At 64.0% G+C, this 11,251-nt stretch carries 9 protein-coding genes; all 9 read left to right on the top strand.

Annotation, left to right across the window (positions count from 1 at the left end; translation table 11 throughout):
* Positions 1 to 26 precede the first annotated feature (26 nt).
* The 9 genes from ABIB57_RS20500 to ABIB57_RS20540 all read left to right on the top strand — a co-directional run bounded on the left by ABIB57_RS20500 (position 27) and on the right by ABIB57_RS20540 (position 11,245).
* Entirely contained in the window at positions 27 to 755 is a 729-nt protein-coding gene (locus tag ABIB57_RS20500; protein ID WP_354043100.1) for a ThuA domain-containing protein, read from the top strand.
* A 297-nt stretch (positions 756 to 1,052) separates the two neighbouring features.
* Positions 1,053 to 1,508, top strand: a complete 456-nt coding sequence (pal, locus tag ABIB57_RS20505; RefSeq protein WP_354043162.1) for a peptidoglycan-associated lipoprotein Pal — start codon at positions 1,053 to 1,055, stop codon at positions 1,506 to 1,508.
* Positions 1,509 to 1,686: 178 nt separating this feature from the next.
* Positions 1,687 to 2,742 carry a tol-pal system protein YbgF gene (ybgF, locus tag ABIB57_RS20510; RefSeq protein ID WP_354043101.1) on the top strand — a complete coding sequence of 352 codons (1,056 nt, stop codon included), beginning with the start codon at positions 1,687 to 1,689 and terminating at the stop codon, positions 2,740 to 2,742.
* Entirely contained in the window at positions 2,727 to 3,995 is a 1,269-nt protein-coding gene (gene tilS, locus ABIB57_RS20515) for a tRNA lysidine(34) synthetase TilS (RefSeq protein ID WP_354043102.1), read from the top strand. Before ybgF ends, tilS begins: the two co-directional genes overlap by 16 nt.
* Before the next feature lie 642 nt (positions 3,996 to 4,637).
* Entirely contained in the window at positions 4,638 to 6,566 is a 1,929-nt protein-coding gene (gene ftsH, locus ABIB57_RS20520; RefSeq protein WP_354043103.1) for an ATP-dependent zinc metalloprotease FtsH, read from the top strand.
* Between the two features lie 143 nt (positions 6,567 to 6,709).
* Positions 6,710 to 8,053, top strand: a complete 1,344-nt coding sequence (glmM, locus tag ABIB57_RS20525; protein WP_354043104.1) for a phosphoglucosamine mutase — start codon at positions 6,710 to 6,712, stop codon at positions 8,051 to 8,053.
* 181 nt (positions 8,054 to 8,234) lie between these two features.
* Positions 8,235 to 8,966 (top strand): outer membrane protein, encoded by a 732-nt coding sequence (locus ABIB57_RS20530; RefSeq protein WP_354043105.1) that lies wholly within the window; start codon positions 8,235 to 8,237, stop codon positions 8,964 to 8,966.
* Between the two features lie 152 nt (positions 8,967 to 9,118).
* Complete coding sequence (gene denD / locus ABIB57_RS20535) at positions 9,119 to 10,102, top strand: D-erythronate dehydrogenase (protein ID WP_354043106.1); 984 nt, start codon at positions 9,119 to 9,121, stop codon at positions 10,100 to 10,102.
* 18 nt (positions 10,103 to 10,120) lie between these two features.
* Entirely contained in the window at positions 10,121 to 11,245 is a 1,125-nt protein-coding gene (locus ABIB57_RS20540; RefSeq protein WP_354043107.1) for an NAD(P)-binding domain-containing protein, read from the top strand.
* Positions 11,246 to 11,251 lie beyond the last annotated feature (6 nt).

Consider the following 11,251-nt stretch of genomic DNA (forward strand, 5'->3'; position numbering starts at 1 on the left):
CCACCCGCTATTTACGGAGACTAAACGTGACTATTCGCCTGACCATGTGGAACGAAGGCCGCCACGAAAAGAACGATGCGCCGGTTGCCAAGATTTATCCTGACGGGATGGATGGCGCTCTGGCCGCGGGCCTGACCGATCGCGACTTCACCATCGAGCGCCGCACCATTGATGACGCCGAGCAGGGCCTGACCCAGGAATTACTCGACCGCACCGACGTTCTGACCTGGTGGGGCCATGTCGCCCATGACGAGGTCGAGGACAAATATATCGACCGCGTGCAGCAGCGGGTGCTGGCCGGCATGGGCTTGGTGGTTCTCCACTCCGGCCACCACTCCAAGATGTTCCGCCGCATGATGGGCACCAATTGCAACCTGAGCTGGCGCGAACTGCCCGAGGGCGATCTGGAGCGCGTGTGGGTGACCAATCCGGCCCATCCGATCGCCGATGGCATTCCGCCATTCTTCGAGATTCCGCAGTCGGAAATGTATGGCGAGCCCTTCGATGTTCCGGCCGCCGACGAGATCGTCTTCATGAGCTGGTACAAAGGCGGCGAAGTGTTTCGCAGCGGCCTGACCTTCTATCGCGGGCTCGGGCGTATCTTCTACTTCTCGCCCGGACACGAAACCTTCCCGATCTACCACAATCCGCTGGTGCAAAAAGTCATCGGCAACGGCATTGAATGGGCCATGCGCCCGCATACGGGCGCGCGCAAACTGGACAACTGGCACCGCAAGGAACCAATCCACCGCTAGTCTCCCCGGGGTGCGGCCGTGCGTCCGCACCCCGGTAGATTCTGAGCCCGCGGTGGCGCAAAGCTGCGCCCCACTTAACCTTAACGTGACCACACCAGCACCTGTGGCTAATCTGCACCATCTCGAAAAAGCCCGGATTCCCGCCACATTCCAGCCGTGAAGGGCAACAATTAACTATACTGGCAAACCCGGTCTTAAGATTAAGCGCGGTAAATGGCGTCCTTAAGATTATCGCCTTTCAGGAGCTTCCCCGTGCACATCAACGCACCCATCAAGACCGCATTGCGCGCTGCCGCCATGCTGCTTTTCGTCGTCGCGATCGCGGCCTGTTCGCGTTCGCCCAATAGCAATGCTGGCCTGACCGGTGTCGGCAATCTCGGGCCCGGTGGCGGCGCTCCGGGCAGCCAGCAGGAATTCCTGGTGTCGGTCGGCGATCGCGTGTTCTTTGAGACCGACTCGTCCTCGCTGACCTCGACCGCTACCGCGACCCTCGACAAGCAGGCTAGCTGGCTCAACCAGTATGCCAACTACCGCATCATGATCGAAGGCCATGCCGACGAACGCGGCACCCGTGAATACAATATCGCGCTGGGCGCTCGCCGCGCCTCGATCGTCGTGAACTACCTGGTGTCGCGTGGCGTCAATGCCCAGCGCATCACGTCCAAGTCGTTCGGCAAGGAACGTCCGGTGGCGATCTGCAACGACATCTCGTGCTGGAGCCAGAACCGCCGCGCGGTCACTGTCGTGCAATAAAAATCCGGCTTTCCCCGCAAGGGGAAAGCCCAACCCATCCAGTGCAAACTGGAGGCAAGAGCGCCGGGTGCCCTTAATTGGCCCCGGCGCTTTCTTTTGACCAAATTTCGACTTTATTGCGTGGCCGCTACAGACCATGCTGTCGCCTCCCCCCTGGCGACCCTTTGGAGGCCTTCCGTTGACCGCTCACCCCTTTCGATCCCGAGGACGAACGCTGGCGCTTGCGTCAGTGCTGATGCTCGGCGCCGCCGCCCCCTCGCTGGCGTTCGGCGTTTCGCCCTTGCCCCCCGCTGATATCGGCGGCGTGGTGATGAGCGATGCTCAGCCGGCGCGCATTCATGTAGCGCAGAGCCAGGAGGCGGCCCAGTTGTCGGTGCGCATCCAGCAGCTCGAAGAGCAAATGCGGGTGCTCAACGGGCAGATCGACGGGCTGACGTTCCAGCTCACCCAGATGCAGACCCTGGTTGAACGCATGAGCCAGGACAATGAGCAGCGCCTGACCGCGCTGGAAGGCGGCGCGCCGGGAAAACCCCAGGCGGCAACCCAAACTGATGGCGCCAAGCCGTCCGAGGCGTTGCCGCAGGACCCCAATGCCGTGCCGATGACTGACATTCCCCAGCAGGGCATCAAGCCGCTGCCGGGCGAAGAAGAAATCGATCCGAGCTTCACCGATGGCAGCACGCCGGCGGACACGCTGGGCAATTCCGGCGATCCGCTGGTGGGCACCGGCAATGGCGATCAGGCCATTCCGCTGGGCACCGGCGCCGCCGTGCCGGTGGGCGAGGCTCCGCCGCTCGATCTGAGCTTTGATCCCAAGGCACCCGCCGCCAATACGGGCGATGCCGATGCCGACGCGCAGTTCAATGCCGGCTACGAGGCGATGACGCGCGGCGACTACGCCTTCGCCGAAACGCAGTTCACGCAGTTCCTCGATCTTTATCCCGACAATGCCAAGGCCACCGACGCATCCAACTGGCTGGGCGAAGCACTGATCCAGCGCGCCGCCTATGACCAGGCGGCCGAAGTGCTGCTCAATGCCTTCCAGAAGGCGCCGGACAATCCGCGCGCCCCGGACCTGCTGCTCAAGCTGGGCGTGTCGCTGTCGGGCGCCAAGGAGCGCGAAACGGCGTGTCGCACCTTCGCCGAAATCGACAAGCGCTACACCAACCTGACGCCTGCCTTCCTGACGCGCCTCACCGCGGAAAAGACCAAGGCCGAATGTCCGCCGGCGTAAGGCTCGATGACGCAACGGCGCTGGAGGCGATCTTCGCTTCCGTCGCCGACCTGCCCGCCATCGGGCTGGCGGTGTCGGGCGGTGCCGACAGCCTGGCGCTGATGGTTTTGACCCAGCGCTGGGCCAGTGGCCGCGCACGGTCGCCGCGCCTGCAGGTCTATTCGGTTGACCATGGCCTGAGGCCGGAGGCGGCCGAGGAAGTTGCCATGGTGTTGTCCGTGGCCCAAAGCCTTGGCATCCCGGCAACGGGCCTGCGTTGGAGTGATGCGAAGCCCCGGACAGGTGTTCAGGAGGCGGCGCGTATTGCGCGCTACCGGTTGATGGGCGCCGCGATGGTGGCCGACGATGTGCCGGTGCTGCTGACGGCTCATCACCGCCAGGATCAGGCTGAGACCGTGCTGATGCGGCTGGCTCATGGCAGCGGCGTCGAGGGGCTCCGGGGCATGGCAAGCATGACCACGGTCGAGGGCGTGCGTGTGCACCGGCCTTTGCTCGATCTCGACCCCGTGGCGTTGCAAACGGTAGTCGCCGAAGCCGGGCTGACGCCGGCCCAAGACCCCTCCAATACCGATCCGCATTATGAGCGAGTGCGCTGGCGCAATGCCATGCCGGCCCTGGCCGAGCTGGGGCTGGACGCGCCGACGCTGGCGCGCTTCGCCCAGCGCATGGGCGAAGCCGATGCGGCGATCGCCCAGATGGCCGATGGCTATTTCGAGGCTCTGGTGACGCTCGACGGCTTTGGCGCCGCGCGGATCGGCCATGCCGATTATGCCGCCCTGAGCCCGGCCATCGGGGTGCGCCTGTTGGCCCGGGTGCTGAACATCGTCGGTGGCCGACAGAAGCCGCGGGCGCTGGGTCTGGTCGAACGGCTGCAAAACACGCTGGCGACTGGCGACCTCGCCAAGGCCGCGACGGCGCACGGCTGCGTGGTGCGCACCAGCGGCGGGGCGATCCTGGTAGCTCGCGAGCCGGGCAGGGCGCTGCCGCCCGACGCGATGCTATTGCCGCATTCCGAACTGGTGTGGGACCAGCGCTTCCTCATCGTCAACGGCTCGGGCGAGGCGGGGCTGACCGCCAGCGTCGCCGATTACCTGCCGCGCCACCGGCTGGAGGAATTTTTGGGCTTCAAGGTTACGGCGCCCGCCGAGGCCATCCGCACGGCGCCCATCGTGCGCGATGAGGCCGGCGGAGTCTTGTCGCTGGGCGGCTGGTCGTTTGATGAGCGGATCAAGGTGACGCTGCTGATCGATTGAGGGGCGTCGTTGCTCCAATCCATCGGCTCCGGTCCTTTCCTCCTCCTTGGGGGGAGGACCGAGGGAGGGGGTCGCTTTGTGGCTATTTGAACGACCCACCCCAACCCTCAAGGGGAGAGCCTCCGCGCTGATCAAGGTCTGACGGATCGCTGATCACGGTCTGGCGGATCGAAGCAGGGATAGCGCCCATCCCATCCAGCTCACCCCACCCCACCCACTGGCCTTCCCGCGGGCTTGACCCGCGGGCCACTCTCCACCCCACCGCATTCAGTGCCTGCGACGAGAGGCCCGCGGGTCAAGCCCGCGGGAAGATCGAGTGCTTGGTGAGAGTGGGTGGTGAGGGCCTGTATTGTATGGCGGTGGAGTGTGTGGTGAGAGGTGAGAGTGTGCGCTGAGTGTGTGAGGAGCGTGGGTAAACCCCATGCTTACCCCCCTCTGCCAAGACCCCGCTCTCGTTCCCCCTCCACCCTCTCCCTATGGGGAACCATCCCCTCCCCAATGCGTATTAACCCATTCGCGACAAAATGACTGGACGCCACGCCCAAAGGGCCGCAGGGCTTGCCCTTGTAACGCCCCAATGGGGGACATACATTCGGCACACCAAAACCGGCGATTTGCGCCGACCCTCCCGGGACAGGATTGATGAACGGAAATTTCCGCAACTTCGCCATCTGGCTGGTGATACTTTTTATGCTGATGGGCCTGTTCCAGGTCTTCCAGTCTTCGACCCACACTGCTTCCGTCTCCGACAAGAGCTATAGCCAGTTCGTCACCGACGTGAATGCGGGCAAGGTCACCAGCGTCGTCATCACCAATGACGTCGTCACCGGCACGATGACCGACAGTTCGCGCTTCGAAACCACGCTCCCGGCCGGCGCCGATATCATCACGCGCCTCGAAGACAAGGGCGTCTCGATCACCGCGCGCGAGCCGGAATCGAGCCCGTTCTGGTCGATCCTGCTGTCGTCCTGGCTGCCCTTCATCGTCATCATCGGCGTTTGGTTCTTCTTCATACGCCAGATGCAGGGCGGTGGCCGTGGCGGCGCGATGGGCTTTGGCAAGTCGCGCGCCAAGCTGCTCACCGAAACCCATGGCAAGGTGACGTTCGAGGACGTTGCCGGCGTGGACGAGGCCAAGCAGGACCTTGAGGAAATCGTCGAATTCCTGCGCGATCCGGGCAAGTTCCAGCGCCTGGGTGGCCGTATTCCGCGCGGCGTGCTGCTTGTCGGCCCTCCGGGTACCGGTAAGACGCTGCTGGCCCGGTCGGTTGCCGGCGAAGCCAATGTGCCGTTCTTCACTATTTCGGGTTCGGACTTCGTTGAAATGTTCGTCGGTGTCGGCGCGTCCCGCGTCCGCGACATGTTCGAGCAAGCCAAGAAGAATGCGCCCTGCATTATCTTCATCGACGAAATCGACGCCGTCGGTCGCCAGCGTGGCGCCGGTCTCGGTGGCGGTAACGACGAGCGTGAACAGACCCTCAACCAGCTCCTCGTGGAGATGGACGGGTTCGAGGCCAATGAAGGCATCATCCTGATCGCCGCGACCAACCGTCCCGACGTTCTCGATCCGGCTTTGCTGCGTCCGGGTCGCTTCGACCGTCAGGTCGTGGTGCCAAACCCCGACGTATCGGGCCGCGAAAAGGTGCTCAAGGTTCACGTCCGCAAGGTGCCGCTGGCTCCCGATGTGGATCTCAAGACCCTGGCTCGTGGTACTCCGGGTTTCTCGGGCGCCGACCTGATGAACCTCGTCAACGAAGCGGCATTGCTCGCGGCGCGGCGCAACAAGCGCTTCGTCACTCATGCCGAGTTCGAAGACGCCAAGGACAAGATCATGATGGGCGCCGAGCGCCGCACCATGGCCATGTCGCAGGACGAAAAGAAGCTGACCGCCTATCACGAAGCTGGCCATGCCATCATCGCGCTCAAGGTTGCCGGTATCGATCCGATCCACAAGGCGACCATCATTCCGCGTGGCCGTGCCCTCGGCATGGTGATGACCCTGCCCGAAAGCGACAGCTATTCGTTCAGCCGTGAGAAGGCGCTTGCCCGTCTCACCATGCTGTTCGGTGGGCGCGAAGCCGAGATGATCAAGTTCGGCCCTGAAAAGGTGACGAGCGGGGCTTCGGGCGATATCCAGATGGCGACCTCTCTCGCCCGCTCGATGGTGATGGAATGGGGCATGAGCGAAAAGCTCGGTCGCGTCCGTTACAAGTCGAGCGAGCAGGAAGTGTTCATCGGTCACTCGATGACCCAGTCCAACAATATGTCGGACGACACCGCAAAGCTCATCGACCAGGAAGTGCGCAAGCTGATCGAGGATGGCGAGGCTTCGGCCAAGGAAATCCTCACCACCTACCACGACCAGTGGGAGGCCATTGCGCAGGCCCTGCTCGAATACGAGACACTGACCGGCGACGAATTGCGCGCCCTGATGGAGGGCCACCAGCCGATCCGTCCGGATGATAGTGGCCCGACCACCAAGGCCACGGGCGTGCCCTCGGCCGGCAAATCGGGCAAGAAGCGCCCCGATGCGCCGCCGGAAGGCGGTCTTGAGCCGCAGCCGGGCAGCTAATCAGTCTGGTCTAGTTTTAGGGGCCGCCTCCGGGCGGCCCTTTTCCTTTTTGGAAAACTCCGCTATTCCGCCCAAAAGTGGTATTATCGGACGCGTGGACAGACGCGCTTAATATTGCGCGCACGGCAGGGAAGAGACAGTACATGGCCAGGAAGTATTTCGGCACGGACGGGATTCGCGGGCTGGCCAACGGCTCCAAGCTCACTCCCGAACTGGCGCTCAAGATCGGCATGGCGGCGGGCCAGACTTTCGTGCGCGGCGATCACCGCAACCGCGTGGTGATCGGCAAGGATACGCGCCGCTCCGGCTATATGCTCGAAACCGCCCTGACCGCCGGCTTTACCGCCGTGGGCATGGATGTCTACCAGCTCGGCCCGATGCCCACGCCCGCCGTCGCCATGCTGACGCGTTCGCTGCGCGCCGATCTGGGCGTGATGATCTCGGCCTCGCACAATCCCTATGACGACAACGGCATCAAGCTGTTCCGGCCGGATGGCTACAAGCTCAGCGATGAGCTGGAAGAAGAAATCGAGGCCATGATCGATAGCGACATGACCCAGTTCCTCGCTCATGGCCGCGACATCGGCCGCGCCCATCGCGACGAGGATGCCAGCACCCGCTATATCGAATATGCCAAGCGCACGCTGCCACGCAATATCGATCTGGCGGGCCTGCGCGTGGTGCTCGATTGCGCCCATGGCGCGGCCTACAAGGTGGCCCCGGTGGCGCTATGGGAATTGGGCGCCGAGGTCTTCACCATCGGCGACAAGCCCGATGGCTTCAACATCAATGAAAAGGTCGGCTCGACCGCCCCCGAGGCCGTGGCCGCCAAGGTCAAGGAAGTGCGCGCCGATATCGGTATTGCGCTGGATGGCGACGCCGACCGCGTGATCATCATCGACGAAAAGGGCAATGTGGTGGATGGCGACCAGTTCATGGCGGTAATCGCCCAGAGCTGGCTGGAGCGCGAAATGCTGATGGGCGGCGGGATCGTCGCTACCGTCATGTCCAATCTGGGCCTCGAGCGTTATCTCGGCTCGATCGGGCTGACGCTGGAGCGCACCCAGGTGGGTGATCGCTATGTGCTCGAAGCCATGCGCTCCAAGGGCTTCAATGTGGGCGGCGAGCAGTCCGGCCACATCATCCTCTCCGATTTCACCACGACAGGCGATGGCCTCGTGGCGGCGCTGCAATTGCTGGCAGTGCTCAAGCAGCAGGACCGCGAGATTTCCGAGATCTGCGCGCGCTTCGACAAGGTGCCGCAACTCTTGCGCAGCGTGAAGTTCAAGTCCGGCAAGCCGCTGCAGCACAAGCAGGTGATCCAGGCCATTGCGGATGGTCAGGCCATGCTGGGCCTTGGCGGGCGGCTGGTGATCCGCGAAAGCGGCACCGAGCCGGTGATCCGCGTCATGGGCGAGGCCGATGATGCGGCCCTGGTGCTGACCGTCGTCGGCCAGATCGAAGCGGCGATCCGGGACGTCGCCTGAGCCTCATCTATTAAGGTTGTTTTAACGGCTTCCAGCAACGTCGCGGGCCGCTAAGTATATGTGCACGCACCTATTTAGCATCCCATTAGGGTTAAAGCTTTAGGTTAAGTGAGCTTTAAGGAAATTGCCCGATATTGGGGCCAATCGACTGGTGTCGTGGCAACCCAAAGGACGAATTTCCATGCGCAAGCTTTCCGCTGCGATTCTGGTGGCAGGAGCCACTCTGGTGGGCGGGCCGGCAATTGCCGCCGACTTCCCCGAATATCCCCCGATCATCGATGTTCCCGATGTCGACTACGGCGTGCAGGGCTCGTTCTACCTGCGCGGCAGCGCGGCAGGCAATGCGCTATGGGCCAAGGAAGTCCAGCATCCCACCGCGACACCCAATGTCTTTGCCATCGATGGCAATGGCTACGGCTACTCGGTCGGCGCCGGCTTTGGCTATGAGACTGGCACCGGATTGCGCGTTGACGCGACCATCGACTATCTCGGTAACGAGGACCTGCAGGCCACCGTTCCGGCCGGAACCATCGGGGTTGAACCCGGCGTGCACAAGCTGTCGCTGCGCTCCACCGTGGCTCTCGCCAACGTCTATTACGATTTCGGCTTCGGCAATGGCGGTTATGGCGCCAGCGGCGGTGCCTTCGGCTATGTCGGCGCCGGTGCCGGCGTTGCGCTCAACGACTTCATCACCACGGGCCCCGGTCCTGCCGATACGCGCGATACCAATCTGAGCTTCGCCGCTGCCGGCATGGTCGGCGTCGGCTATGACTTCGGTGCGGTTGTGGCCGATATCGGCTACCGGGCGCTCTATATCAATTCGATCGACAACAACGCCGCGTCGGCCCCCTACAGCATTGCCAATAACTGGGTCCACGAACTGCGCACCTCGGTGCGTTACCGCTTCAACTGATCCCATTGCGGCAAGGGCGGGGGCCACGCTGCCCGAGCCGACGTGAATGACTTGATCGGCGCGCCACCATCGTGTGACGCGCCGATTTTGTTTTTGCCGGCTGGACAATTGCGCCTCGACAATGGTGATGTGCGCCCGCAAGGGAGAAACGCATGAAGGTCTTGATAATCGGCGCCGCGGGCATGGTCGGGCGCAAGCTGACGACGGCGCTGCTGCAGGCGGGTACGATCGGCAACCAGTCGATCACGGGCATGATCCTGGCCGATGTGATCGCGCCGACGAAGCCGGATACAGCGATCCCCACACAGACCATCGCAGCAGACCTGTCTTCCCCCGGCATTGCCGAGCATCTGCTTGCCGACCGCCCCGACGTGATTTTCCACTTGGCCGCGATCGTGTCGGGCGAGGCGGAAGCCGATTTCGAAAAGGGCTATCGCATCAACCTCGATGGCACCCGCCTGCTGTTCGAGGCGATCCGCCACGCGGGCGCCGTGGAAAAATACTGCCCGCGCGTGGTGTTCACCTCGTCCATCGCGGTGTTCGGACAGCCATTCCCCGCCGTCATTTCCGATACCCAGCACCATACCCCGCTGACCAGCTATGGCACCCAGAAGGCGATCTGCGAACTGTTGCTGGCCGATTATTCGCGGCGCGGTTTCCTCGACGGCGTCGGCATTCGCCTGCCCACCATCGTGGTGCGGCCCGGCAAGCCCAACAAGGCGGCCTCGGGCTTTTTCTCGGGCATTCTGCGCGAGCCCCTCAACGGGCAAGAGGCAGTGCTGCCGGTCGCCGATAGTGTGCGCCACTGGTTCGCCAGCCCGCGCGCCGCCGTCGGCTTCCTGATCCATGCCGCAACGCTCGATACCGCCCAGCTTGGCGCCCAGCGCAATCTCTCCATGCCGGGCATCAGCGCCACCGTGGCCGAGGAAATCGCCGCGCTCGAACGTGCCGCCGGCCCCAAGGCCGTCGCGCTGATCCGCCGCGAACCCGATCCCACCATCGTCAAAATCGTCGATGGCTGGGCGCAGGATTTCGACCCGCAGCGCGCCATCGCCCTCGGCTTCACGGCCGACGCGGACCTCGATGCGCTGCTGGCCGTCTATATCGATGAGGAACTGGGCGGCAAGGTCGGCTAGGTCCGGGACAGGTTTGCCATGAGCGCCGATCAAGCACATCCCGCGTCGGGCGGAATCGAGGTCGCGCGTGTCGCCCTCAAGGTCGATATTGTGGTGATCGGCGCGGGGCAGGCGGGCCTGTCCTCGGCCTATCATCTGCAACGGCTGGGCCTCCTGCCGGCGCGCGGTTTCGTGGTGCTCGATCAATCGCCACAGGCCGGCGGCGCCTGGCAGTTCCGCTGGCCGTCGCTGACGCTGAGCACCGTCAACCGCATCCACGACCTGCCCGGCATGCGGTTTGCCGACGCCGTCAATACCGAGGCGCAGGTGCAGGCTTCGGTCGCGGTACCCGATTATTTCGCCGCCTACGAGGAGAATTCTCACCTGCCGGTGTTCCGGCCGGTCAAGGTCAGCACGGTGGTGAACCGTGGTGAACGATTGCGGGTGGAGACCGATGCGGGCAATTTCTCGGCGCGCGGCGTGATCAATGCCACCGGCACATGGGAAACCCCGTTCATTCCCGATTATCTCGGTGCCGGCTCGTTCAGGGGCCGCCAGCTTCACACCCGCGATTATCGGCAGGCGGCCGATTTCGCCGGCCAGCGCGTGCTGATCGTCGGTGGCGGCATTTCGGCGATCCAACTGCTTGACGAGATTTCGCGCGTGGCCAAAACCACCTGGGTGACGCGCCGCGAGCCGGAGTTCCGCGAGGGCGAGTTCAGTCCCGAGGACGGCCGCGCCGCCGTGGCGCTGGTCGAGGAGCGGGTGCGCCGCGGCGCGCCGCCCCATTCGGTGGTTTCGGTCACCGGCCTGCGGATGACGCCCGCCATCGCGGCGATGCGCGAGCGCGGCGTGCTCAAGCGGTTGCCGATGTTCAGCGACATCACCGAGACCGGAGTGAAATGGGCCGATGGCGCCACGCAGGATTTTGACATGATCCTGTGGTGCACCGGCTTCCGCAGCGCGCTCGATCATCTGGCGCCGCTACATTTGCGCGAGCCCGGCGGCGGCATCAAGATGACCGGCCGGCTGGCAACCCAGGTGGTCAACGATCCGCGCCTGCATCTGGTCGGTTACGGCCCCTCTGCCTCCACCATCGGCGCCAACCGCGCCGGGGAGGCGGCGGCGCGAGAGTTGATGAGCTATCTGGGGCTACTGCCCTAGCCGGGC

Origin of the sequence: Devosia sp. UYZn731, from assembly GCF_040546795.1 — a bacterium.
Taxonomy (GTDB): Bacteria; Pseudomonadota; Alphaproteobacteria; order Rhizobiales; family Devosiaceae; genus Devosia.